Source organism: Paenibacillus contaminans (genome assembly GCF_003285015.1).
In the GTDB taxonomy this organism is placed as follows: domain Bacteria; phylum Bacillota; class Bacilli; order Paenibacillales; family NBRC-103111; genus Paenibacillus_V; species Paenibacillus_V contaminans.
Map to the genome: position 1 here is coordinate 152,868 of NZ_QMFB01000006.1, position 25,263 is coordinate 178,130.

Below are 25,263 nucleotides of genomic sequence, written 5' to 3' on the forward strand. Positions count from 1 at the left end.
GTTCAAATCTATTAGAAGAGCAGTGGACTACAATATTATAAACCATAATGCTGGAAAGCTCACGATTGGAGCAAGCGATCAAACGAGGGGGAACCGCAACCATGCATACAATAACTTATCAAAATGCCCCAAGCAGCTGGAACGAGGCGCTGCCGCTCGGCAACGGACATTTTGGCGGGATGATGTTCTTCGAGGAAAACAGGCTGACGCTGGCGATGAATCATTACGAGGTATATTACCGGAAGCTTCACCGTTACAGCCGGGCTTACCGGGACGGGGAGGGCCGCAGATTCGACCGCCAATACGGCTTCACGTTCGACGAGCTGAAACGAAGGGCGTCCGACATGTATCGGAATCCCGATGAAGGCCCTTTCTATTTGTACGGCGACGCGTTTACGAGCAATAACATGTATCGAAAATACGGCAAGCCCTCGGGAGGAACGTCCCACTATCCGACAGGGGAGCTTTGGCTGATGCCTTCGGCCGAGCTGGCCGATCCGGAAAGCTATACGCTTCGGCTCGATATCGAGCAGGCGCATGTCGATTTGCATATCGAAAACGGCGAACAATCGCTTCACGTCAGGTCGCTCGTCGCTCAAAAAGGCGACTACGTCGTAACGCAAATCGAACAATCGAAGGGCGGGCTGCTGGAAGCCGCGGCACTGACTGTACCGATGCGAAGATATACGGACATGAAGGTCAATTATAATAAACTGGACGACACGACGTTTTATTATACGGGTTCCTTTTATCCGGACGGCGAGGACAAGGAACGATACGATCCGTTTACGTTTCTCGTCATGACGAAGCTGATCGGAGCGAAGGGGGAAGCGGAAGCGACTTCCGATGCCGTTCATATTCGTCTGCGCGATGCAGGCGAGCATGTAACGATGGTGACTACCGTCGTGACGGATGAGGAAGCGCAGGACCTGCTCGAAGCGGCGAAGCAAAGACTGAGCAAGTCTTCAGCGGACTGGACGGCTATTACGACGCATCATCGGTTGCATTGGGAGCGGTTTTGGAAGCGCTCCTCGGTAACGCTCCCGGACAAGATGCTCGAGGATTTATGGTACGTCAACCTGTATGCCATCGCATGCAGCAGCGGCAAGAACGGGCGCATGTTCGAGCAGGCATGCGGGCTGAACGGCCTGTGGGACATTAAACAGCCGACCAAATGGGGCAGCATGTGGTATTGGGACGTCAACATTCAAGCGGCTTTCTGGCCGCTTTATACGGCGAATCACTTGGAGACGGCGGAGGCGTTTAACGACGGGTTGTTGTCCTATGCGGCCGAAGCGGAACGAATGGCTAATCAGTTTTACGGTTTGGAAGGTTATGCCGCGGATTATCCGCATGCCTTGTATTTGAGCATTTGGCCTTGGTGCGCGCAGTTTTTATGGGATTACTACCGCTACAGCATGGATCTTCGTTTTTTGCGGGAAAAGGCATATCCGGCGTTTAAGCGGATCGTCAAGTTTTTCGAGGGTTATTTGCAGTACGATCCCGTCAAAGGACAATATGACGTGTTCCCGGATATTTCGCCGGAGCAGGGGCCGATAACCCGGAATTCGGTGAGTACGCTTTCGACTGTGAAATATTTACTGAAGCTGACGATCGAAGCGAACGCGCTGCTTGGAGAAGAGAAGGCCGACCGCGACAAATGGAGCGAAATGGCGGCTCGTTTGGCCCCTTACCCGACGGCCGTTTCGGCTCGGTACGGCGATGTGTTCAAGGATTCGGAGTGGGCGCCCGCCGATTTGCATTTGCGCCATCCGTCCTTGCTCATGCCGATCTATCCGATCGGCGAGATCGACAAAAACAGCGAGGAATCGTTGCGGCAGCGTGCTGAAAACACCTTGCGCCATGCGGAGCGCCATACCGAATACGGCATGTTCCAGTTCGGCTGGCTGTCGGCGGCGGCTTCCAGGCTCGGCAAAGGAAACACGGCGTTACGGCTGCTGTACGAGCAGGGCATCGACTTGTCGCTGCGAAGCAACGGACTGTTTGCCGAGGAAACGGAGCGCTGGATGAACTATTGCAACATTACGAACGAGCCGCTCTATCACCCTCATATGATAGAAGCTTCCGGCGAGACGGTCGCCGCCGTCAATGAAATGCTGCTGCAAAGCTACAGCGGGATGATCGAAGTGTTTCCGGCTGTGCCGACGGGGGAACCCGAGCCGGAGCGGACGATCGGGATGTACGAGCACGATGTCTTGAAAAAGGTGCGCACGTACCCGAAATGGGACGACTGCGCGTTCCAAGGGCTGCTTGCTGTCGGCGCTTTCGAGGTTAGCGCCTCGATGTCCAAAGGCCGCACGGCATGGATCAAAATCAAGAGCTTGGCCGGCGCCCGGGCAGTCGTCCGCAACCCGTTTGCGCAGTCCGACCGGCTAGTGGTCTCGCGTTTGGGTGGGGCTGGATGGATGCCATCCGATTATACACTGGAGAACGGCATGCTTGTTTTCGATACGGAAGTAAACGGCGAGTATGCCATTCACCTGGACTCGGAAGCGGCTTCGTCTTTGTCGATTAAGCAAGATTGCAGGACTTCATCGCCGCAAACGGCGCAGCGAAATGGCGGACAGGCTGGATTCGATTATCCGCGGGTGCATGAAGCGCACACGAGCCGCAAAGTGTTTTTGGGCAAAAACAGGGACACCGGCTACTTGAAGCTGCTTGATCATTTTACGTTCGACTATTACTCCGGCAACTACAGAGAGTCGAGACTGGCCGCATACCGGCTTGATTTCGGCGTGAGCGTAGTGCTTTTGAACAAGGACTATTCGCAGGCGCTTCCGAGACAAGTTCATATGGATCAAGGCGTCATCGGCCAAGCCTTTCGTAAAATAACGGCGGAAACGGTATTTACGCCGTATTCGGGAATCGGCTGGGAGAGTGCGGAAGGTTTAAGCGCGGAAGATGGCGGCGGACCCGATTTGCTGCGCAGAGATTTTATCGGAGGGACCGACGAGAAAACGTTCCTGCTGGAGCTTCCGAGGGGCAGATACGATGTGCTGCTCGTATCCGGAGATGACGGCGCTCCGTCCTATACGGAGATTGAAATCGAAGGACAAGGCGTTTGGACGCCGGATCGCGTATTGAAGGCGGGCGAATATGCTGCGGAGATCATGCCGGTTTCGCAGAGAAAAGACGGTTATGCGAAGTTTCGTTTTCGAACGCGAGAAGGGTTGAAATGGAAAATCAATTTGATGATCGTGAATAAAAACTACACGTATTTGTAGGCGATAGGAATAAGCGAGTTTGTTCTCTATAGGCGTCATATTTTAAGCATGAGCGCGATTTGTGATTTTGTAGTGCATGTATCGGGTAAGCCGCTTTAAGCCTGCCGAAATAAAAGCCCAGCGTCAAAACTGCAACATTGACGCTGGGCTGAATATGTTTTTAGGCCTGTGCAGCCCGTCAGGTCATCAACGGGTAGCCCGCTGGCGGAAGAAATTCCAGCCGCCGATCGTATCCGGGTTGCCCGGATCGCCTGGAAGCAGAGCTTCGTAGCCGAGCGCAGCCTTGCGGAACGCCTCGACATAACGGTCGATCACATCCGTCCGGTTGTGCTTGAACCATGGCAGCGAATAGAGTCTTGCCGCAATGTTCTCCGATACCGGCAAGCTTCCCTTCGGCTGCCGCAAATCGCGGTCGGCGTTGGCGATGACCGTCGGTTTGCCGTGTCCGTAGACGTCCACTTCATGCTGCAGCGGGTGCAAATGCAGCGGAAGATTGCAGCCGGGACCGATGGGGACGCCCTCCGCCTGAACCGCCTCGCAGAAACGGGTGACCGACAACCCGCCGATCTCCTCGGGCACATAGTGGCCATGCGTGGCGTACCAGCCGCCCATCGTGCTGCCCGAGTCTTTGGCCGGGCGATGAGCCCGCAAGCCGGGAACGCCTTCCAGTTGGTCCCAGAAATAATTCATCGCCTTGTCGATTTCCTGAATACGCTGATCGTAATATTTCAATTGTACGCGTCCGACCGCCGAGCTGACCTGATGCATGCGGAACTTGTAGCCGCCCAAAGGCAATCCCAAGCTCGAGCGCAAATATTCGGTTTGGATGCTGTCATTGTACCGCTCGTAATGCCCGAAGGCGATAGCGCGCTCATATATTTCGCGGTCGTTCGTAACGAAGATGCCGCCTTCCCCGATGGCGAACGATTTCCCGGCCATCAGCGACATTGCGCCGACGTCTCCGATCGTCCCCACTCTGCGGCCTTTATAATACCCGCCCTGCGCGTGAGATACGTCTTCAATGACTTTGATGTTATGCCTTTTGGCGATTTCCATAATCTCGTCCATGTCGGCCGGATATCCGAGGTAATGAACGACGACGATCGCTTTCGTTCTCTCCGTAATCCGGTGCTCGATATCCTTCGGGTCGATGCACAGCGTTACCGGATCGATCTCGGCATAAACGACGGATGCCCCAAGCGTATAGGCAGGCAAAGCCGACGCCCAATAGGTGATGCTCGGACAGATGATTTCGTCGCCGACCCCGATTTTGCAGCCGTAAAATGCGCCAAGCAGCGAATTGGTCCCGTTATTAAAAGCAAGCGCGTAATCCATGTTCAGCCATTCGGCGAACTCGCGCTCGAATTTGATCGTGATGTCCGTGCCGGACATCGCTCCATCTCTCAGAACTTGCAGAGCGGCAGCTTCATCCTCATCGGTAATGATCGGCCATTTGAACATATCGTTATTTTCCTGATCTACCGCTTTCGTACCGCCGAGCAATGCCAAATTTACCTTTTCGCTCATATTAATCCCCTCCTGTTTGTCAATTATAAAGCGTTTCCTTCCGGCATATCGGACAAAAACGAAACGGCATCGGCCAAATCATGATACCGGGAGGAAGTTCGGCATACTTGTCGAAATGGATTCACTACCGCGATGGAGGCGAAGAAATATTTTTTTGAAATAAATGTCCAAAAATGAATCCGGTCAGCATCAAACCGTAATAGGAAAGGAGTGATTACTGTTTCGGAAAGATCGAACGAAGAGATAGCCGGCTTGGCCAGATTGGCGCGCTCGGGAGATGCCGGAGCGTTCGGGGAGCTTGTTCGTTTGCACAGGACGAAAGCATTCGGCATCGCCAAACGGATAACCCGCGATCCGCAAACGGCTGAAGATATCGTACAGGACGCTCTTATTCGGGCATTCCGGCATATCGACCGGCTTGCCGATGCGGAACGTTTTGCGCCATGGCTGTCCCGGATCGTTCGCAACGAAGCGCTGATGTCGCTGCGGCGCTCTTCCAGACGGGCGAAGGAATCGACGTTCAGCGACTTGACGGGAACGAACGAAAATCGTGAGGAGAACGTTACCGCGAACCGCATAAACGATTTGGACGGCTTGCTGTACAGGTTATCCCGTTCGGCAAGAGCGGGCGATGAGACGGACGAACCCGAGAACGCCTATATGAGGCAGGAATTTTTCGCGGCCGTGCATCGCATGCTGCATGGATTGTCGTTGCGGGAGCGGGACGTATTCGAGGCGTTTTTTTATCGGCAGCTCGGACCGCAGGAGATTGCGCAGGCGCTCGGCTTAACCGAAGCGAACGTTTACAAGCTGCTGGCCCGTTCCCGCCGGAAAGCGAAAGCGGAGCGGGTTCGCGAATATTTGCGGGATAGTATCGACGCGTCAAAAGGGAGCGCAGGAGCGGTTCTGGCGATGCGCATTCCGCCGGAGGCTTGGAAATCCTGCGAAACATCGTTAGCGGTATGCGTCCATCAGTGGCTGCTTCATGCCGGATATAGGGATGAAGAGCTATCGGATGTAATGGGGCGGACCGGCCAGGCATTTCGCTTGTGCGTGGAAACCGGAAGTATCGACGTGTCCGGGCCGTCCATGTATTTCTGGGAGCCCGTTTTTGCCGAAGGCTTGGCGAATGCCGGACTTCGCGTCCGGTTCGCGGGAGACGGCGGCGCGGCGCCTACAGCTTACATGCTGCGCGAAGCGGTCATGCTCGCCCGCAGCGAAATAGCGGCGAGACGGCCGGTGATTGCCTGGGATATGTTTCAGCCGGGCTTCGGTTTGCTGTTCGGCTTCGACGATGCCGGACAACTGTTTACCGGAGACGACGGAAGCGGGGCTAAGAGACTTTCCTACGACCGGTTAGGCCGGGGAAAGGCGGGCGGCGTTTTTGTAATGGCGTTGGAGCGCGATGCCGGGAAGAGGGATGAACGCCAAACGCTTAGGCATACGATCGGCATGATTGCGGCGCATGCTTACGGCGAATTGACTTTTCCGGGTTATGCATGCGGTTTTGCTGCGTATGACGTATGGATACGCAGGCTGCGGGAAGGTGCCGCCGATCCGCTGGGCAATGCGTATACGATCCGGGTAGCGGCGGACGCCCGGCTGCATGCGATCCGTTTTCTGCGCGGGTTCGAGGGGCGATTGGAAGGCGCTGCGGGACGGCTTGCCTTCGAAGCGGAGGGCCATTATTACGAGACGGCAGGCTGCTTCGCACGGCTAAGCGCCTTGTTCCCTTTTCCTGAGGGAGGGAGCCTTGCCGATACCGAGACGGCAAGAACGGCGGCAAAGCTGCTGCAGGAAGCGAAAGAACATGAGGAAGCCGGGCTTGAGTCGTTGATGCGGCTGGCCAGGCTTTTGTAACAAAAAGGATACCGGCGCTTACGCAAAAATGAGAGGAGAGATCGAACGATGGGAACGAATTTGATCGGAAAGAGCGAAACAGTCGCTGAAAAGGTTTCTGTTCCGGTATACCGGGACGGCCGCATTATCGATCGGCTTGCGGCGGACCCCGGCAGCATGCCGGTACGGACTACGGAAGGGATGCAGATAACCGATTCGTTCGGCATTCATGCCGCTTATACCGAGAACGTATACGGAACGCCGCTAACGATAGAAGGAACGCTCATGACGGACAGCACGAATATCGTGCTGTTGTACGGCAAAGGCCAAATCATCTTAAACTGGGACCGCCGCGAGGATCTTCTGCATGTGCGCCACCCGGCAACCGGACAGCCTTTTCATTTGGAAGGACTCGGCCGGGTGCCTACAGGTCGGTGGCATCATGTGGAATGGATTATTGCGGAGGACGTCATGCGGCTGCTTGTCGACGGGGAGGAGCGTTATGCGCTGGCAGGCAATTACCGCGGGTTAAGCGGCAAGGTAGGCGTGCGCACCGGATGGCGCGCCAATTTGCAGGTCGGCACGCTGACGGTGACCGAGCATTTGCCGGCAGACGGTCGTTATGCAAGTGCAGGCGCACCAGAGAAAGAGGCTGAAGCTTTGGAAAGTCTGCATGCTTCGAGCGGTATTTCGAATATGCCGCAGGCCGCTTCCGTAGCTTATGCCGTAACGACGGAGATCGAACAGATGCGGCTCACGCAGGGCGGCTTATTTCTTCGGGGTTTTCGGCCACTGCCGCATGCCGATTCGCTGCTCGGCTGTTTAACGGGCGCTTTGCGGTATTATAACCGCTATATCGAGGAAGCGGAGCTGATGGGGACGAGCGGCATTTCGTTCATGCCGCCGGTCGAGCCGCTTACGGAAGCGATAACGTTTGATCGTTTCGCAGCCGCTATGAAGCTGCTTGGCATCAAGCTTACGCATTGGAACGGGAAAGGCGAAGCCGTTTTGGCGTACATCCGCGAAGCGTTCGCACAGGAGGTTCCCGTGATCGGCCGTTTTGCCCAAAATGGAAATTATGCAGCGGTCACGGCCTGCCTGTCTGAAGGCATCGTAGTTGAGGGCAGCGATTGTGCCGGACGATTCGTCCCCTTTGACAAGCTGATGGCGGACGATGTCGGGCTTGTCACTGTCCGTGTTTCCGAAGCGGCGGGCGAACGGGAACGTCTTGCGTTCGCGTGCAGGCTGGCAGGCGGCGTTTCGGCGCAAAACGCGGAAGCCTATGCGAAGCTGATGAAGGAGCTGGAGGGGGCGGAAGGCAGTGCGGAAAAGCAGGCCGCAATCATTGCGGCGTGGCGGTATAACCGGGAGTCGGCGGTCCGGTTTCTGGAGCGCTCCGGCGAGACCGTCGGGCTCGAACGGGACGATTTGTTATCGCACGCCGTATCTGCGTATGGAACGGAGTCGGAAGCGCTCGTCCAAGCGGAGCGGCTTGCTGCATGGGCGGCGAAGGGCGAAGGCGGCGACGAAGCTTGGCGGACGGAAGCGGCAAGAGCGATCGAGGAAGCGGCGAAAGCCGAACGGTCGGGAGCCTCGCATCTCGGCCGGCTGGCGGATATTCTCGACAGCAGGAAACTGCTTCAAGAGCTCCATTATCATTGCGTCAGCTGCATGTCGCCGCTTAACACGTTTCGCGGCATCACCGATTATTATGGGATCGATTGCTCGGACGCTTGGCTGAAGGGCGCCACGGGAAGGCCTTTTCTATTCGCCGCGCATGAGCGGATCAACGTACATGATTTTTGCATCCCGCTGCCGGAACGGAAAATGATCGGGCTGCTCGGCAATATCGGATTGAACATTGGCGGCGTGGAAGGAAACGCGCAAGGGGAAGCTTACCGGAAGCTGCTGGAGCAAGCTTGGTCTTCCGCAAGAGAGGCGATAGACGAAGGATGGGCTTGCTTCGGACGCGCTGTCGATTTTATAGGCGGGGAATATACGATTATACGGGGCTATGACCGGGACGGTTACTACACGACATCATGGCACGGGCCTTCGGAAAAAACGATTCCATGGACCATGTACGGGCTGGGACAGTGTCCGTGCGAGCCTTGCACGATTCGCCGCAACCGCTGGCGGGAGGAAGGGCCCGTACGCACCGTATGCGTTTGCGACGATTGCTGGCGCGTTCAACAAGCCGGCGCTTACTTATCTCCGCAAGAGGAGGGGGACGTCCGCCTCTATTGGGCGAAACCGAAGCCGGCCGCCGCCGACCGCTCGATCGTCCGGCAGGCGCTTCAGCTGGCGGTCGAGTTTGCGGACCCTTGCGGTCCTTGGGCTCGTCCGGGTATGATGACCGGCGCCTCCGCTTATGATGCGCTTATTTTCGCCTTGGAGAAGGGGCGGTACGACGGCTGGTATCTCGGCTTGCATGCGAACGGATGGAAGGAGCTTCGCGATGCAGGATGGCTGTTTCTGACCGAGGCGAAGGAGCGGATTGCCGATCCGTCGCTCGCAAAGCCGTTCGATTCGGCAATCCGGCATGCCGCCCGATTGAAAGAGGCTTTTGCGAAGCTGTTCGACATGTTCCCTTGGATGCAGCCGTTCGGCCCGATCCCGGACGGCGAGCGCCGCTATGCCGCGGCCGAGCTGCTGCGCGGCGCCAAGGAAGCGGAAATCGGAGCGCTGCAGGCGTACAAAGAACTGGCGGAGCTGCTTTAGCCGCGGTTATAATGGAGCGGCATGACGGAGCAAGCGAAGGGAGAGAAGCGGATGCAGCGCCGCATCATCATTGCCGGAACCGGAAGCGGTGCAGGCAAGACGACCGTTACGCTCGGTCTCATGGCAGCCATGAAGGAACGGGGCTTAACGGTTCAAGGCTTCAAAGTCGGGCCCGATTATATCGACCCGGCTTATCATACGGCGGTTACGGGACGGACCTCGCGCAATCTCGACAGCTGGATGATGCCTCACGAGACGGTGAAGGACATTTTCAAGAGCGCAAGCAAGGATGCCGATATCTCGATTATTGAAGGCGTTATGGGACTATTCGACGGGAAAAATCATTTGACGAACGAAGGCAGCGCCGCGGAAATCGCCATGCTGCTCGATTGCCCTGTTCTGCTGGTCGTCAATTGCCAGAGCATGGGACGCAGTGCGGCGGCAGTCGTCAAAGGCTTCATGCATTTTTCCGAAGACGTGCGGATCGCCGGAGTTATCGCCAACAAGGTCGGGAGCGAAAGCCATTACAGGATCGTGAAAGAGGCGATCGAGCAGGAGTGCGGGGTGCCGGTTTGCGGATATTTGAAGCGCGAGGACGACTTGGAAATACCCGAGCGGCACCTCGGTCTGTTGCCGTCAGTGGAGCGGGGAGGATTGCAGCCGTTATTCGAGACGCTGGGGGAGCGGATTGCCGCTTCGTTTCATTTGGACGCCATATTAACTTGTGCGGAATGCGATGATATCTCCTGCATGATGGAGAGCGAAAGCAGACTGTCTGTTTTCGCTTCCCGGGGATCGGCAAAGCCGGTGCGCATCGCCGTAGCGAGGGACGCGGCGTTTAATTTTTATTATCCGGAAAATTTCGAGCTGCTGCAGGCTTGCGGAGCCGAGCTCGACTTTTTCTCGCCGCTGGCCGGAGAGGCGGTGCCCGAAAGAGCGGATGGCCTTTATATCGGAGGAGGATTTCCGGAGGAATTTGCTGAAACGCTGGCGGTTAACGAAGCGGTCAAAGCGTCGATCCGCCGGTTTATCGAAAGCGGGCGCACCGCCCTTGCCGAATGCGGCGGCTTCATGTATTTGACCGAGGCGATCGTGGACACGGCCGGCAGGCGGTATCCGATGGTCGGGATCGTTCCCGGCGAAGTGACGATGCAGTCGAAGCTTGCTGCACTCGGCTATAGGGAAATCAAGGGAATGGAAGGGAACGAGCTCCTCGGCATGCAAATGACGGCGAAAGGTCATGAGTTTCACTATTCGACTTTTAGGCCGGGAACAGCCGGTGCCGAAAAACTGCCGCCGGCTTATTTGACCAAGGGGATGAAAGGCAGTAAAGAGGAAGGCGTTTTATTCCGCGGTCTTGTAGCCGGATATACGCATATTCACTTCGCATCCGCGCCGGAAGCGGCGGAGCGTTTTGTCGATCGGTGCCGCATAACTTTTTGATAAATCGGGCTGTTTTGGGAAAATGTATCAGAGTAGAGCCAATGCGATAGGAGTTGTTTCTGCTTTGAAGCTGATTTGGATCGCCGCCGTGCTGCTGCTCTTACAGCCCTCGCAGCCGATGAAGCCCCCGGAAACGAATGTGTCCGGACAGTTCGCAGTCGAGTTCAAGGGACGCAATGTCGCTTCGGCAAACCGAGCCGATATGACGCTCCCGGGAATGTCGATGGTTGATATGCAAAAATATCAATCCTTTCGCGAACAGGTTTACAAAAAAGTGTACCAGCCGCCTCAAAACGCGAAGATCGACGCTTCCGGTAAAATCGTGAAGGAACAGCCTGGTTACGAGCTCGACCGGCATGCGTTTATGCAGCATTTTTATACGTATTTCTACGGAAACGGGCCTTTTGCGGTCGAGGCGCCGCGCAAGGTGATTTATCCGAGAGTCGACAGCGAGCTGCTTGCGAACATTCGCGTCAAGGCGATAGGACACTACGCAACCTATTACAACAGCGCGAATAAAAACCGTTCGAACAATATCGCTATCGCCTCCAAAGCGCTGGACAGCCACGTCGTTTTTCCCGGAGAAACGTTTTCGTTCAACCGCACCGTAGGCAGACGCACGTTGGATAAAGGATACAGAAAGGCGCCCGTCATCGTTAAAGGCGAACTGTCGGAGGGGATCGGCGGGGGCATATGCCAAGTATCCTCGACTTTGTACAACGCCATCGACCGGGCAGGCTTGAAAATCGTTCAGCGTTATTCCCACAGCAAAAGCGTTCCGTACGTGCTTCCGGGGCGGGACGCTACGGTCAGCTGGGACGGGCCGGATTTCGCGTTTTACAATCAGTACAACCAGCCGATATTGATCCGCGCCTTCGCCGGCTCCGGCACGATGTACGTTTCGATTTATTCTTCCGATGTCATCGACTACAAGCCGCGGGAAATTCCGAGCATGTCCGATAAGCTGCCGGAGGAAGTGTCGGTCGAAACGGATGCCGGCTTATGATTCTTCCATTCGTCTTTTTGTCCGGTATTCGAGGTTAAGCCGGCAAATGTCAAGGAGCGCCCGCTTGCGCCCTTTTTGCGGCACGCAAAGCCGTATGCGGGGGCAGCTGGCGGCCGTTTCGGCCAGCACCTGCTGCCCGATTCCGTCTCCGCCGGCATTCGTTATGATTTCATGAGGCTTTCGCTCCGCCCATATGGCCGCAAATAGGACAACGACCGCATGCGCGGGTTCCGGATTTTCGGACAGGGGTACAAACAGAAACCTCCGCCTGACCGTGCCGTCCTCGAGATGGGCGATCAATGCGTGCGCGTCTCCGATCCAAACGACCGTTTCGGCCTTGATGCCGGGGCGGTTGACGTTTTGTTTTTCCCGCATCCGGACGATCGCGTCCAGATGCTTTTTTATTTGATGAGCGCGCTCGAATCGAAGCTGTACGGCGTGTTCGATCATTTGCTCCCGCATATGCTCTAGCAGCGCCGAAGGATTTTGAAGCAAACCGACGGCCTGCTCCAAGGTGGCGGCAAGCCGTTCCGGAGAAAAGCGTCCTTCGCCTTCACCGGCGCTTCCGAGCAGCTCCATGTAAAATCGACGGGCAAATTTCTCATCCATCGGCTCGTCGTTTGGGAGTCCGAACGATTCGATTATGTAATCGAGGACGATATTGCGGTAAGGGACATTCGGAAACGGGCCGATCAAGGAGCCGTATTCGTCCGTTTGCGGGCCGACGGGCGTTTCCGCTTCCTGAAATCTCGGGATATCAATTCCCGTTAGCCGGGGCATCGATTCGGACGTCACGGCGATATACGGCAGAACCGAAGGACCGTCTCGCATGGCGCGGTTGTATGGCGGCTTGTAATGCTTGATCAGCTCGCGCTCGAGCGTCAGGCTTTCGTTCTCGTTCGTCATGATCATGATGTCGATATCTTGAATTTCGCGCACCAGCATCGCCGTTTTGGTACGATCCGGCTTGCCGCGGAAATAAGAGGACAGCCGGCTGCGCAAATTGACGGCTTTCCCGACGTACAACACGCGGCCTCCCCCGTCGAGCATCAGATAACAGCCGTGCGTTTGCGGAAAACGTTCGGCGATAAAGTCGTATCGCATGCCAACTCTCCTTATGCGAATGCAAACGACGCGTTCGTGCGCCGGTTTTCTCTGCTGTTAACGATAGCATAATCGGGGCTGGGCTGGAACCCTTGACATCTGCGCGGACTTCCGGTATAACTGTTTTCAAGCATTTTATTTAAATCTCAGAAAGTATATCTCCGCTGATTGTTCGATTTCCCGGTAAACGCGCCTGTTCTATAAAGGACGGCGAAGCCGTCTATCCTTGTGACGGAATATTTCGAATATTGATGATCGGGACAGTAGTCCATGACAGCCAGTCGCAGCGAGCCGGGTTGGTGAAAGCCGGTACGGAGGTCAAGGATGAAGCGGACCCGGGAAATGGTTTGCCGAACGCGAGCAAGTAGGCAAATCCGGTCACGGGCCGTTACCCGTACGAGTGGTCGGACCAGCGCGTTGCGTATGGGCCGGCACATAGAGTGGTACCGCGGGAATGTCAGGCTCTCGTCTCTTTTTTGGAGACGGGAGCTTTTTGCGTTCAAACACAAAGAGGAGGCTGAACGATGATTAGCGGAAAACTTCAACAATCGATACAAAACGTTTTACCCGTAATGTTCGAGCGATCCGGCATGCAGCAGCCGCAAAGCATACATGCTGCGATCGAGCATCCGGCTAATCCGGACAATGGGGACTATAGCACGAATATCGCCATGACGCTGGCAAAGACGCTGCGCAAGGCGCCGCTTGCGATCGCGGAGGAGCTGGCGGAGCTGCTTAGGAGCGACAATACCGTCATGCAGCTGTTCGCCAAAGTCGAAGCGGCCGCTCCGGGCTTCATCAATTTTCATCTCGACTGGCAGAAGTGGTCGGCGACGGAGCCGCACGCCATGCCGTCTGCATCCTATCCCAATGGGGCTAAGGTCATCATCGAGCATACGTCGATCAACCCGAACAAGTCGGCGCACATCGGTCATCTGCGCAATTCGTGCATCGGCGATACGATCGCGAGAATGCTTCGGATCACCGGGCATCGCGTAGAGGTGCACAATTATATCGACGATTTGGGCAATCAGCTTGCGGATACGGTTGTCGGCATGCTTCATACGAAGACGGAGCGGGATTATGCACGCTTCGGCGATTTTTGCTGGGAGACGTACGCGAAGATCAATAAGGCATACAAGGAAAACCCAGGCCTGCAAGAGGAGCGTACGGCCGTTCTCCATGAGCTTGAAAACGGCTGCTCCAATACGGCTTGGCTCGGGCATCTCGTCGCGGAACGAATCGTACGGGAGCATCTGGAGGAAATGAAGCAGTTCGGCATCGGCTACGACGTGCTTGTGTGGGAAAGCAGCATCGTGCGGGAAGGCTTCTGGTCGCGTGCCTTCGAGCTGCTGAGCGGAACTGCCGTTTTTCGGCAGGAGACGGAAGGCAAGCTGGCGGGCTGCTGGGTGCTGAAGCAAAACGATGCGGCGGATGACGGGAGCCAACAGGACGATTACCACGCCGAGAAGGTGCTCGTCCGCTCCAACGGGGTATTGACGTATACGGCCAAAGATATCGCGTATCATTTGTGGAAATTCGGCGTGCTCGGCAAAGAGTTCCGGTATCGTAAATTTGCGGACGGCATTTGGTCCACGCATACGGACGGGGTCGCCAAAAGGATCGGCCGTGCGGACACGGTCATCAACGTGATCGATCACCGTCAGGAATATCCGCAGGCGATGGTCAAGCAAGCGCTGCAGGCGCTCGGCTTCGACAAGCAGGCGGAGCGGCTTAAGCACGTGAGCTACGGAGTCGTTTCCTTGAGCAGGCAAACGGCCGAAGGGCTGGGCCTGGATACGTCCGACGGCAAAAGCTCGTACCCGATGTCCGGACGCCAAGGCATCGGCATCAAGGTCTCCGAAATGCTTATGCATATGGAGCGGTCCGTCGAAACGAAGCGATCGCGCAAGGCCGGCCTCTCCATCCGGGCGATAGCCGCAGCGTCCATCCGGTATTATTTGCTGAGGTATCATCTGCAAACCGAAGTCGTTTTCGATTTGGAGCAGGCGACGGAACTATCCGGGAACACGGGCGTTTATTTGCTCTATTCATACGCAAGATCCTGCAGCGTGCTCGATAAAGCGGCGTTTGCTTCCGGCACTTCGGATCGCGATATTCGGCTCGATGACCTTGAGGTTCAGGAGAAACGACTGCTCAGGCAGCTGGCGTACTGGCCGGAAACGATCCAAACCGCCGTTCGGGAGCTTTCGCCGAATACGATTTGCACGTACGTTTACGAGCTGTCGACGTTGTTCAATCATTTTTATGCGGCATGCCCGATTTTGAAGGAGGATGACCGGACGAAAGCGAAACGTCTTTGGATGACGGACCGTTTCCGGCTTACGCTGCGCGATGCTTTGCACATGCTGGGACTGCCGGCTCCGAACAAGATGTGAGGAGGACAGCCGTCAAGATTTGCAAGGAAGGGGGACCGGCGATGAGCAAGAAGCATTATTCGAGGAATACCAATATTTACTTGGATCCTTTGGTGAACATCTATGTGAGCAGATATCATGAAAACTATCGATCGGTACTGCATACGCATGACTTTCTGGAAATCAACTATGTCGCCGAGGGAAAAGGCTATCAATATATCGACGAGGAAGTCGTGCAGGTAACGAGCGGCGATATTTACATTATTCCGGTCGGAACGGCTCACGTTTACCGGCCTGCCATTCAGGCGAACAATCCTTCGCTTATCGTATACAACTGTTTGTTTCCCGTAGAAAAGCTGCGCGAATGGTGCGAATCGATTCCCCTGCCTTTTCGCAGCGAACAGCTTTTTTCCAACGAGGTTAGAACGTATTATCGGTACCACGATTCCCATAACGAAGCCAAAGGCATTTTCGAACGTCTGCATAGCGAATTTTTGCAGCGGAGATCGGGTTACAGCACGCTTCTGATTGTTCATGTAATCGAGCTGCTTGTTCTACTGTACCGCTTCGAGAACGATATTCATGAGCGCTGGCTTCCCTCTAACCGGCTTGAACCCGTTATGCTGTACATTCGCAGCAATTACAGTCAATCCATATCGCTGGAACAAGCGGCGTCGATGGCGTATATGAGTCCCAGCCATTTTCATCGCTTATTCAAACAGTTTACCGGGCAAACCTTTATGGAATATGTGCAAAATGTCCGAATCGAGGAATGCTGCATGCTGCTCCGTACGACTACGTTGAAGGTTCAAGATATCGCCAATCGGGTCGGTTATCATGACATGCCCTATTTCCATAGCCTTTTCAAACGAAAAATGGGCGTAACTCCGCGCGCTTACCGAAGCGTTCAGAATCATCACGAGCCGGAGCAATGATAACATGACCCTATAAAAATGCAATGATAACCCATTATTATATATCACCTATCGATTAAGATAAAAGTCAGCAATAGAAACGGCCTGCAGGGATGGTTCGGAGGTGAGAAAACCGCCGCAGGAGCGGACAAACATTCGCTTTGGGGGTAATCTAGAAAGCGCTTTATTGGGTGGCGCCATCGGTTTCAGCGCTTTCTTGGCTGTTAATGACCCGTTGCAGGCCGTTATTGCTTCAGACAATCCGGTTCGAATTTATCAAAATCGGGAGGGTGACATGATCGTATTCAGACGATTCAAAAAAATGCTGGCTTTCCTTTTGATCCTTTGCTTGACAATCTCTACCGCAGGTGTCGCTTTCGGGGAAGCTGCACCGGCGCTTACCGATCTTAAAGGGCATTGGGCGGAAAAGCAGATGACCGATTGGATGGAAAAAGGGTTCATATCGGGGTTCGCCGATGGAACGTTTAAACCGGATAATGCCGTGAGCCGCGGCGAGTTTATAACGCTTGTCAATCGCGTTTTCGGCTTCGGCGAAACGGCGTCGGTCACTTTCACCGACTTATCCGCCGCCCATTGGGCGTATGATGAGGTATCCAAGGCGGTCAAAGCCGGATACATTGAAGGTTATGCAGACGGCACGATCGGCGTCGGCCTTCCGGTCAGCAGGCAAGAGGCTGCCGTTATGATCGCCAGAATAGTAAAGCTGGATATCCAGGCAACCCGCAACACGCCGCTGCCGTTTACGGATGCGGACGATATCGCCGAGTGGGGAGCTGACGCCGTCGCTGCGTTACTGGCCAAGCGCATTATGGAAGGTTATGAAGACGGAAGCTACAAGCCCGGTTCGCGCATGACGCGTGCCGAAACGGTAGTCGTTTTGGACAGGGCGGCGGGACTAAGACAAGACACAGGCTCGGCATCTCCGAAGCCGTCGGGTTCGCTGTCCTCGACGCCTGCGATCCAACCTACGCAGACGCCTGCTGTGACATCGGCACCAACATCCACGCCAACACCAACATCAACACCAACGTCAACACCAACATCAACACCGACACCAACACCAACATCAACATCAACATCAACACCAACGTCCACGCCAACACCGACACCATCGCAAACACCGACTCCGACTCCGACTCCAGCGGGAGAAGAAACGGGGACGGTAACCGGCATGGTTTACGGCGCGAACCAAGCTCCGTTGGAAGGCGTTATCGTAACCGTGACCGGAACCACCTATACGGCCGCCACGGATCCGTCAGGGACGTTTATAATTGGCGATGTGCCGCCAGGCATGTATACGATTACAGCGGAGAAAACCGGCTATACGAACGGCGTTTCCGCAGAGTTCGAGGTTTCGAAAGGGGTTGCGGTTTGGGTAACGGCGACGCTTTCACCGAACCTTTTCGTCGAGAACGGTACGGCTAAGGCGGTTATCGTCGTTCCCGACGGTTCAATCGGCGTAGAGGATTACGCGGCGAGCGAATTGCAATACCATATTCGGAAATCGACGCAAGTCACCTTGCAAATCGTGAAGGAGTCGTCATTGCCCGCAGGACTGCTGCCTGTTTATATAGGCCGTACGCAGGCAGCGCTGAATATCGGTCTGGACGGAGGCGCAATGGGGCCGCGATCGTACGCGATTCGGACTACACCAAACGAGATTTACGTTACCGGTCATGACGAAGCGGGGAGTTCGCTTGATCTGACCAAGGATGCAGGTACGCTGTTCGGCGTGTACGATATCCTCAGAAACGATTTGGGCGCCAAATGGCTGTGGCCCGGCGAATTGGGGGAAGAGATTCCGCAGAAAACTAATTTCTCCATGAATCATCGCGATCTGATGGGGCAAGCGCAGCTGCAGCATACGCGGTGGCGCAACGTTTCGCATGTCGCTGACGTAGCGGGTGTTTCGCCTTCGGTGAAAGCGCAGTTTATGCAGGATCAATCGGTTTGGCTTCGCCGGCACGGCTTTGCGGAGGGCATCAGCTTGAACTACGGTCACGGCTTTACGAACTACTGGGACCGATTCAAGGACACGCATCCGGAATATTTCAATTTGCTGCCGGACAATACGCGCCGCCCTTCGCATCCTTATTACCCCGGCGCGGGAAGCCTGATATCGATGAATGTCGGGAATGAAGGCTTGCAGAATCAAGTCATTTCGGAATGGCTGGCCAACCGGACGGAGAAGAAAAGCTGGGTCAACGGAATCGAGAACGATACGCCGGGACTGGACCGTTCTCCCGAAACGCTCGCGCTGGACAACACAAGCGTGCCGTATCCGGTGCCGGAAGGCAAGGAGGAGCTCTATCTGCCTTATTCCTTGTCGGACCGCTATGCCAAATGGTATTTGGCGCTACAACAAAAAGCGAGAGCTTACGATCCTAACGCCAAAGTAATCGGTTACGCTTATGAAAATTACAGCGCGCCTCCAGTCGATACGCAATTAAACAGCGATATCATTATCGGTATTGTTCCGACGCACTTGTTTCCGTGGACGGACGAAAATTCGCAAGCGTTCAAGGAACAGTGGGAGGGCTGGTATGATAAAGGCGCTTCGATTTATTTAAGACCGAATTACACGCTTGCGGGCCATAATTTGCCGATTCAGTATGCCGAAGCTTTCGGAGACGATTTTGCGTTCGCATATTCCCGCGGCATGATTGGTACGGATTTCGATTCCCTGACAGGGATGTTCGCCGCCCAAGGGCCGAGCTTGTACATGGTGGCGCGGATGCATGAGGAAGCCGGCAAAGGCGTTCAGTCGATTCTCGACGAATATTACGGCGCATTCGGTCCCGCCAAGCACAAAATCGAGCAATATTTCGATTATTGGGGAACGGTTACGGAGCGGGCGGAGCAAACCTTCCTCGGCCTGGATATTTCCAAGATGCACGTGGACAGCGTTTTCGCCGATTTTCATCGCGTGATCGATTTGCTGTTTACGGCTTCCGATTTTACCGCCGCTCACGCTGTTTTAGACGAAGCGAAAGCATTGGCGTCAGGCGACGCAAAGGTGCTGCAAAGGATCGAATTTGTGGAAAAAGGGTTAGTAGATGCCGAACTGGCCGTACAAATGATGGCGGCAAACCGGCAGGCCCAAAGCGATCCCGCCAAGGAAATCGACCTGATCGCAGCCGTGCAGCAGCTGGACAGCTACAGGCAAAGCATCGCCTCGTCCAACGCGGTTAATATTTGGTATGCAACGTGGGCCGAGAATCGGACGATCAACAGAACGCTTTATCAGGAATACAAGAAATACGATCTGCGTGCAAAGCTCCCTGTTCAGTGGGATTTCAAATGGGATCCTGACGAATCGGGCGAAACCGACCAATGGTTTTCCGAAGCCTCGAGCGTAGCATGGGATACGATCGGGATTGACAGCGTTTGGGAAAAGCAGCTGAACGGCATCGCATGGAAAAATGAGCACGGTACGGATTACGACGGCATCGCCTGGTACCGTACGACCTTCGATGCTGCGGTAGCGGATGAAAATCTCGCCTTACTGTTCGGCGCGGTGGATAAGTCGTCCAAGGTTTGGGTGAACGGCAGCCTGGCCGGCGAGAACATCTACGATCCCGTGACAAGCCCGAACGCGTGGAAGGATCCGTTCACGATATCGCTCAAAAATTCGATCAGACCCGGAAGCAATACGGTAGTTGTTAGAGTGGAAAGCCGATCCGGCGCAGGCGGTATTTACAAGCCCGTATGGCTTGTCCGCCAAACGCGGTCCGCCCCAATCTCGCTTGCGGACTGGTCGGTAACGCCGGGCGAAGCGGCTGTCTCCCCAGTTTCGCCGGTAACCGCCACAGCGTACGACGGCTTCAATATGTTCATCAATCCGAACGCGTCAACGGGCGGAGGCATTGAGCTGATCCTTGATGCCGGCAGCTCTGCGCTTACTTCCGCTTTGACGTTCAAAAACCGTCCGACTGCCACGAATCTTTCGATTAGAAATATGCAGGTATGGGTGGGCTCGGAAGACGACGGCGTCCATTTTGACGAAATGGTGTACAACGGCACCGTTCCGGGAACGAACGCAGCCGGAGAAATGCGTACGGTCGACATATCGGACTCCGCGAAAAGGTATTACAAGCTTGTCGTTTCATCGAATTTCTTCGGTGCGATCAACGGAGCAAGCTCGAATCAGGACCGTATTCAGGTTGCGAAGTTTTATTCTGTGCAAGCTCCGCCGGTATCGGTCATTTCGCCGACGGAAAAAGCGAGCCATAACGGCTTCGTCATGTATACGAATCCGAATGCGTCCGTTACGGGATCGGTCGATCTGCGCTTCGATTTGGGTACGGCGCAAACGGTCGAAGAGTTGCTTGTCAAAAACCGCCCGGCCGCTACGAATTTATCCGTTAAAGCGGCTAAAATTTACGTGGGCGTCGACGATGACGGCGTCGTATTCGATCAGGAAATTTTCAACGGGGTCATTTCCGGAACGATAACGGCCGATGCCGTTCGGTCCATCATGATTTCTCCGGTTCATAAGCGTTACTTTAAAGTCGTAATAACGGATAATTTTTTCGGACCGATCAATGGAAGTCCTAACCAGAACGGCGTCCAATTGACGGAATTCCAATATGTGAAGAAATTGGAGTAGTAGGGAGCCCGCAGCCGAATAGCTGCGGGCTTCATTTTGTTTATCGGAAACGATAGCGCGGCAGAGGCTCTAAACCTGTGGTAGACGCAGTCGTCAAAGGCGCCGGCAGGCGTTTATCCTTGCGAAACGATATCACCGTTTGCATTTCGCGGTTTTTCAAGCATAATAGAAAAGAACAGTCCCGAGGGGAGGATAAACATGCACCTGATTGAACCGCAAGCCGTACAGCGCGTCCTGGATTCGCTCAAGGACCAGGACCTTTATCTTCACTTGGAAATGACGACCGGGGCATACGCATCGCTAAGGGACAGCTCGAGGTTTACGGCCTCGACCTTCGTCAGCAATGGCGCCATCCGGTTTGCCCACGGCTCGATTGCCGGCAGCGGACCTTATCGCATAGGCTTGAAAACCGCAACCGGCTGGGTCTATTCGGAGGGTTTGACCCACTGGGATGAAGACGATACAGGAAAGCTGATAATGGCGGGCCATGACAGCGAAGGAAAGCTTGTTGTCGGATTGCAGCTTAGCCGCGAGCCGTTCTAACGGAAGGGGGAGATAGCAGATGGAACAAGAACGACACATACTGGTTGTGCTGCCGCATCCCGACGATGAGTGCGGGGTATCGGGAACGCTGGTCGAGCATATTAAGAACGGAACGCCCGTCACTTACGTATGTTTGACATTAGGCGAGATGGGACGGAGCATGGGGAACCCTCCTTTTGCCAACCGCGTAACGCTTCCGGTGATCCGTAAAAAAGAACTGGAGGAATCTTGCCGGGCGATCGGCATAAGCGATTTGAGAATGTGGGGGCTTCACGATAAAACGGTGGAGTTCGAAGACCGGGAAGCGCTGATCGAGCGTTTGGGCGCCCTGATTCAGGAGCTTCGGCCTTCGTTGATAATTACTTTTTATCCCGGCTTCAGCGTCCACCCCGATCACGACGCGACCGGAGCGCTTGTCGTCCAAACGGTCGAGCGTATGGCGGCGGAAGAACGTCCGACCGTCTATTGCGTCGCTTTCTCCAAAAATTGCGAAGCCGTGCTTGGGCCGCCGGATATCGTCCGCGACGTATCCGCCCATTTGAAGCAAAAAATCGGTTCGCTCGAGTCGCATCGTACGCAAGGGCTTTTTCTGGCCGGCAAAAAATCGTACGAGGATGAAGAAGTGAAGCCGAGACTCGTCACGGAACGGTTTTGGACCTATCGTTTTACTTGAACGTGATATATGTTCGCCAAAAGCGGAGCTGCGATTATGCGGCTCCGTTTTTTACTGTTTCGTAACTACTTCTTTCGAAGCCTTCTCTATAATCAGGAATGTAAACCGAAAGGCGAGTCGACACCCGAAGGGATTACAGCTTGGCACATACATTAAACGGGCGGCGGGAGCAAGGCCTCGAAAGGAAAGCGGCACATGAAACGGAACATCGGGATCAAATCGGGCGTAAGGAAGGCTGTCAAAACGGCAAGTGTAACGCATTTTGCGGATGCGAACTTCGGAGAGAGGTCGAAGGGAAGCGGGAGCACGACCGAAGGGGGCTTGTGTTATGCCTGAGCCTCTTCAAGGAAAAGGACGTTATATCGCCGGTCTGGACGGCTTGCGTGCAATCGCCGTGCTTGCCGTAATCATCTATCATATTTATCCGAAATGGGCGCCGGGAGGATTGCTGGGCGTCGGCGTTTTTTTCACCTTGTCCGGTTATCTAATTACGGATCTCGCAACCGCGGAATGGAAAAAGAACGGAAGCATCGATATCAAAAGCTTTTGGCTGCGCCGATTTCGCAGGCTGATACCAGCGATGCTCGTCATGGTCGCCTCGGTGCTGCTATGGCTTGCGCTTTTCGATGCCTCCAGACTTCAGGCGATCGGCGGCGATGCGCTGGCTGCGGTAATGTACGTCAGCAACTGGCGGTTTATTTTTCATCAGGTCTCGTATTTCGAGCAGTTCGGTCCGCCGTCGCCGCTTGGACATCTGTGGTCGCTTGCCGTCGAGGAACAGTTTTACCTGCTTTGGCCGTTTTTGCTGGCTTTGGGACTCCGCTTTGCACCGCGTCGGGGGCAAATGGCCGGTCTCATGCTTATCGCCGCAGCAGTTTCTGCGCTTGCAATGGCGCTCCTCTATGTACCGGGCAGCGACCCAAGCCGGGTTTATTACGGTACGGACACGAGAGCCTTCGGATTGCTGATCGGAGCCGCGCTTGCGATGGTTTGGCCGAGCAGGCTGCTTTCGGATAATATTTCTTCCGGCAGACGGTTTATTATAGATGGTATTGGAGGGGCGGGCTTGTTGGCCGTTCTCCTGATGATCGTTTTGACGGATCAATACGACGACTTTTTATACCGCGGCGGGCTTGTGCTGCTTTCCGTGATTACGGCGGTCGTCGTAGCTGCGGTCGTTCACCCGGCCAGCCGGCTCAATCGGGCGTTGAGCTGGAAGCCGCTGCGGTGGCTGGGCGTTCGCTCGTACGGCATCTACTTGTGGCATTTTCCGGTTATTGCATTAAGCGAAAGCTCATCTCATGGCATCGGTCCGGATATACCCCGCATGCTGCTGCAAGTTTCAATATGTATCGGCCTTGCTGCGCTGTCTTGGCGATTTATCGAGGAGCCGATCCGGCGGAGAGCGGCTTTCGCGCAGCAAGCCCCATCAGAACGTAAGGGACTGGGCAAAGGACAAACAAGCGTATTTTCGATTCCGCGAATCCCGGATGCAAACCGTGATCGGCCGAGGGAAGATAACCTTGCGGGTTTTGTCAAGCGGAAGGCTCGCTGGCTCGCTCCTGCATGCGCGCTGCTTTTGATCGTCACCTTCAGTTTCGCGATTGCGGGAAGCGCCTCTGACGAACCGTCCGGCGTTGACGACAGTATAGCTGAGGCGGGGCAGGGTCATCCGTCAACTCCAACGCCGAGCCCAGAGAACGGGGCGGCAGGGGATGCGAGCCCTTCGCCGACACCCGGCGCGAGACCGGATGATACGCCGTCGGCCGGGAAGGAGGAGCCGACTGTGAAGCCGGACGACAAACCGGTGGCCTTACCGTCGCCGACGCCTGGCGGCGTGGAGAATCCGGCCCCGCAATCCGGCAAAGGCATCACGGTAATCGGAGACTCCGTCATGCTCGGCGTATCGCCGTATTTGGAGGAGCTTTTCCCCGGAATCGCGATCGATGCCAAAATCGGCCGTCAGATGTCGCAGGCGCAGGCTTTGACGGAGCAGCTCAAGGCGGATAAAAAGCTGGGCAAAACCGTCGTGATCGAGCTCGGCACCAACGGGACGTTCCGAAATTCCCAGCTTGAGGAGCTGTTGAATACGATCGGGGGCGACCGGACCATTCTGCTCATCAACACCCGAGTTCCCCGCCCATGGGAGGACGACGTCAACCGGAAGCTTGCGGATACTGCCGAGCGTTTTCCGAATGCCAAGCTTCTTGATTGGCATTCCGCCAGTAAAGGCAAAGACTTTTTCAATTCCGACGGCGTTCATTTGACGGCTGAAGGCGCCAAAGCTTACGCTTCGCTTATCGAGAAAACACTCGTTGTCCCAAAAGCGGGGAAATAGCCGCGAAATCGGTTAATGGATATCCTTCTTCTTGAAATTGCCGCCCTTGACGTCGTGGATATTGCCGATGGCGACAAACGCGCCTGGATCCAGCTCGTCGACGATGGATTTCAGCTTCGCTTCCTCCAGACGGGTAATGACGGTGAAAATGATTTTTTTCTCGTCACCCGAGAAGGCGCCTTCCCCGTGAAAGAAGGTTACGCCTCGTCCGAGCCGGTGCGTCAGCGCATCGCCGATCTCCTGATGGGCGTCGCTTATGATCCAAACCGATTTCGACTGATCGATGCCTTCGATCGTAATATCGATCATTTTGAAGGCGATATAATACGCGATCAGCGAATACATCGCATGGTCGAAGCCGAACACGAAGCCGGCGCTGCCTAATATGAACACATTGATGATCATGATGAATTCGCCGACCGAGAACACGGTTTTCTTGCTGACGAGAATCGCGACGATTTCGGTACCGTCGAGCGAGCCGCTGGACCTTATAACCATCCCGACGCCGACGCCGAGAATGATGCCGCCGAAGACGGCTGCCAGCAGCGGATCGACGGTAAGCGGCTTAACCGGAATGAGCAAAGAGGTGCCGATCGACATGGCTACGACGGCATAGAGGGTCGATACGGCGAATGTTTTACCGATTTGTTTGTAACCGATATATAGAAACGGCAGGTTGAGAACGGTAAGAAATATGCCGAGCGGCACCCCAAGCTCGTGCGAAAGCATGATGGAAATGCCGGTTATCCCGCCGTCGATAATTTTGTTGGGGACAAGAAAAATTTCGAGCCCGACCGAGAAAATCGCGGCTCCGAGCGTAAGGAAGAAAAAACGTTTGACAATATTGCGAAAAGGCGTTTTTCGATGCTGCGGCGCAACGTACACTTGGGACATTCGACCGA

General features: G+C 55.2%; 15 protein-coding genes and 1 other annotated feature. Of the genes, 12 read left to right on the top strand and 3 right to left on the bottom strand.

The window, feature by feature from the left end; all coding sequences use genetic code 11:
• Nucleotides 1-101: 101 nt before the first annotated feature.
• Nucleotides 102-3,245: a glycosyl hydrolase family 95 catalytic domain-containing protein gene (locus DQG23_RS12665; RefSeq protein ID WP_113031218.1), complete on the top strand. Its 3,144-nt coding sequence runs from the start codon at nucleotides 102-104 to the stop codon at nucleotides 3,243-3,245.
• A gap of 186 nt (nucleotides 3,246-3,431) precedes the next feature.
• Here the strand turns inward: DQG23_RS12665 and DQG23_RS12670 are convergent, their stop codons facing one another.
• Nucleotides 3,432-4,772, bottom strand: coding sequence for a DegT/DnrJ/EryC1/StrS family aminotransferase (locus tag DQG23_RS12670; protein WP_113031219.1), 1,341 nt, complete (start codon nucleotides 4,770-4,772; stop codon nucleotides 3,432-3,434).
• Nucleotides 4,773-5,024: 252 nt separating this feature from the next.
• Here DQG23_RS12670 and DQG23_RS12675 point away from each other — a divergent pair, with 252 nt between their 5' ends.
• The 4 genes from DQG23_RS12675 (at nucleotide 5,025) to DQG23_RS12690 (ending at nucleotide 11,781) form a co-directional block, all read left to right on the top strand.
• The gene (locus tag DQG23_RS12675; RefSeq protein WP_158560435.1) at nucleotides 5,025-6,632 is read left to right on the top strand and encodes an RNA polymerase sigma factor; all 1,608 of its coding nucleotides are present in this window, start codon (nucleotides 5,025-5,027) and stop codon (nucleotides 6,630-6,632) included.
• 48 nt (nucleotides 6,633-6,680) lie between these two features.
• Nucleotides 6,681-9,332: a LamG domain-containing protein gene (locus DQG23_RS12680; protein WP_113031221.1), complete on the top strand. Its 2,652-nt coding sequence runs from the start codon at nucleotides 6,681-6,683 to the stop codon at nucleotides 9,330-9,332.
• Between the two features lie 51 nt (nucleotides 9,333-9,383).
• Nucleotides 9,384-10,775 carry a cobyrinic acid a,c-diamide synthase CobB gene (locus tag DQG23_RS12685; protein WP_158560436.1) on the top strand — a complete coding sequence of 464 codons (1,392 nt, stop codon included), beginning with the start codon at nucleotides 9,384-9,386 and terminating at the stop codon, nucleotides 10,773-10,775.
• 64 nt (nucleotides 10,776-10,839) lie between these two features.
• Nucleotides 10,840-11,781: a VanW family protein gene (locus DQG23_RS12690; RefSeq protein WP_238177869.1), complete on the top strand. Its 942-nt coding sequence runs from the start codon at nucleotides 10,840-10,842 to the stop codon at nucleotides 11,779-11,781.
• Here the strand turns inward: DQG23_RS12690 and DQG23_RS12695 are convergent.
• A complete protein-coding gene (locus tag DQG23_RS12695; RefSeq protein ID WP_113031223.1) occupies nucleotides 11,776-12,885 on the bottom strand; it encodes a GIY-YIG nuclease family protein in 1,110 nt (369 codons plus the stop codon). The two genes, DQG23_RS12690 and DQG23_RS12695, sit on opposite strands and share 6 nt — an antisense overlap.
• Before the next feature lie 242 nt (nucleotides 12,886-13,127).
• Nucleotides 13,128-13,361, top strand: a binding site (T-box leader).
• Nucleotides 13,362-13,409: 48 nt separating this feature from the next.
• Between DQG23_RS12695 and DQG23_RS12700 the strand changes: the two genes are divergently transcribed.
• The 7 genes from DQG23_RS12700 to DQG23_RS12725 all read left to right on the top strand — a co-directional run bounded on the left by DQG23_RS12700 (nucleotide 13,410) and on the right by DQG23_RS12725 (nucleotide 24,361).
• Complete coding sequence (locus DQG23_RS12700) at nucleotides 13,410-15,284, top strand: arginine--tRNA ligase (RefSeq protein ID WP_113031224.1); 1,875 nt, start codon at nucleotides 13,410-13,412, stop codon at nucleotides 15,282-15,284.
• 41 nt (nucleotides 15,285-15,325) lie between these two features.
• On the top strand, nucleotides 15,326-16,198 hold the full coding sequence (locus tag DQG23_RS12705; RefSeq protein ID WP_113031225.1) for an AraC family transcriptional regulator: 873 nt from the start codon (nucleotides 15,326-15,328) through the stop codon (nucleotides 16,196-16,198).
• A gap of 274 nt (nucleotides 16,199-16,472) precedes the next feature.
• Nucleotides 16,473-20,807 (top strand): DUF4838 domain-containing protein, encoded by a 4,335-nt coding sequence (locus DQG23_RS12710; RefSeq protein ID WP_113031226.1) that lies wholly within the window; start codon nucleotides 16,473-16,475, stop codon nucleotides 20,805-20,807.
• Between the two features lie 198 nt (nucleotides 20,808-21,005).
• Nucleotides 21,006-21,350 carry a YojF family protein gene (locus tag DQG23_RS12715; protein WP_113031227.1) on the top strand — a complete coding sequence of 115 codons (345 nt, stop codon included), beginning with the start codon at nucleotides 21,006-21,008 and terminating at the stop codon, nucleotides 21,348-21,350.
• A 19-nt stretch (nucleotides 21,351-21,369) separates the two neighbouring features.
• Complete coding sequence (gene bshB2 / locus DQG23_RS12720; RefSeq protein WP_113031228.1) at nucleotides 21,370-22,023, top strand: bacillithiol biosynthesis deacetylase BshB2; 654 nt, start codon at nucleotides 21,370-21,372, stop codon at nucleotides 22,021-22,023.
• A 195-nt stretch (nucleotides 22,024-22,218) separates the two neighbouring features.
• Nucleotides 22,219-22,359: a hypothetical protein gene (locus DQG23_RS42115; RefSeq protein WP_158560437.1), complete on the top strand. Its 141-nt coding sequence runs from the start codon at nucleotides 22,219-22,221 to the stop codon at nucleotides 22,357-22,359.
• Entirely contained in the window at nucleotides 22,352-24,361 is a 2,010-nt protein-coding gene (locus tag DQG23_RS12725; protein WP_113031229.1) for an acyltransferase family protein, read from the top strand. The genes DQG23_RS42115 and DQG23_RS12725 overlap by 8 nt, the downstream gene beginning before the upstream one ends.
• A gap of 12 nt (nucleotides 24,362-24,373) precedes the next feature.
• Here DQG23_RS12725 and DQG23_RS12730 read toward each other — a convergent pair whose 3' ends face one another.
• Complete coding sequence (locus tag DQG23_RS12730; protein ID WP_113031230.1) at nucleotides 24,374-25,255, bottom strand: YitT family protein; 882 nt, start codon at nucleotides 25,253-25,255, stop codon at nucleotides 24,374-24,376.
• Between the last annotated feature and the right edge of the window lie 8 nt (nucleotides 25,256-25,263).

Coding starts and splice junctions, on each gene's coding strand:
- DQG23_RS12700 (WP_113031224.1), top strand. CDS start 13,410: ATGATTAGCGGAAAACTTCAACAATCGATACAAAACGTTTTACCCGTA.
- bshB2 (WP_113031228.1), top strand. CDS start 21,370: ATGGAACAAGAACGACACATACTGGTTGTGCTGCCGCATCCCGACGAT.
- DQG23_RS12710 (WP_113031226.1), top strand. CDS start 16,473: ATGATCGTATTCAGACGATTCAAAAAAATGCTGGCTTTCCTTTTGATC.
- DQG23_RS12705 (WP_113031225.1), top strand. CDS start 15,326: ATGAGCAAGAAGCATTATTCGAGGAATACCAATATTTACTTGGATCCT.
- DQG23_RS12670 (WP_113031219.1), bottom strand. CDS start 4,772: ATGAGCGAAAAGGTAAATTTGGCATTGCTCGGCGGTACGAAAGCGGTA.
- DQG23_RS12725 (WP_113031229.1), top strand. CDS start 22,352: ATGCCTGAGCCTCTTCAAGGAAAAGGACGTTATATCGCCGGTCTGGAC.
- DQG23_RS12680 (WP_113031221.1), top strand. CDS start 6,681: ATGGGAACGAATTTGATCGGAAAGAGCGAAACAGTCGCTGAAAAGGTT.
- DQG23_RS42115 (WP_158560437.1), top strand. CDS start 22,219: ATGAAACGGAACATCGGGATCAAATCGGGCGTAAGGAAGGCTGTCAAA.
- DQG23_RS12715 (WP_113031227.1), top strand. CDS start 21,006: ATGCACCTGATTGAACCGCAAGCCGTACAGCGCGTCCTGGATTCGCTC.
- DQG23_RS12665 (WP_113031218.1), top strand. CDS start 102: ATGCATACAATAACTTATCAAAATGCCCCAAGCAGCTGGAACGAGGCG.
- DQG23_RS12685 (WP_158560436.1), top strand. CDS start 9,384: ATGCAGCGCCGCATCATCATTGCCGGAACCGGAAGCGGTGCAGGCAAG.
- DQG23_RS12695 (WP_113031223.1), bottom strand. CDS start 12,885: ATGCGATACGACTTTATCGCCGAACGTTTTCCGCAAACGCACGGCTGT.
- DQG23_RS12730 (WP_113031230.1), bottom strand. CDS start 25,255: ATGTCCCAAGTGTACGTTGCGCCGCAGCATCGAAAAACGCCTTTTCGC.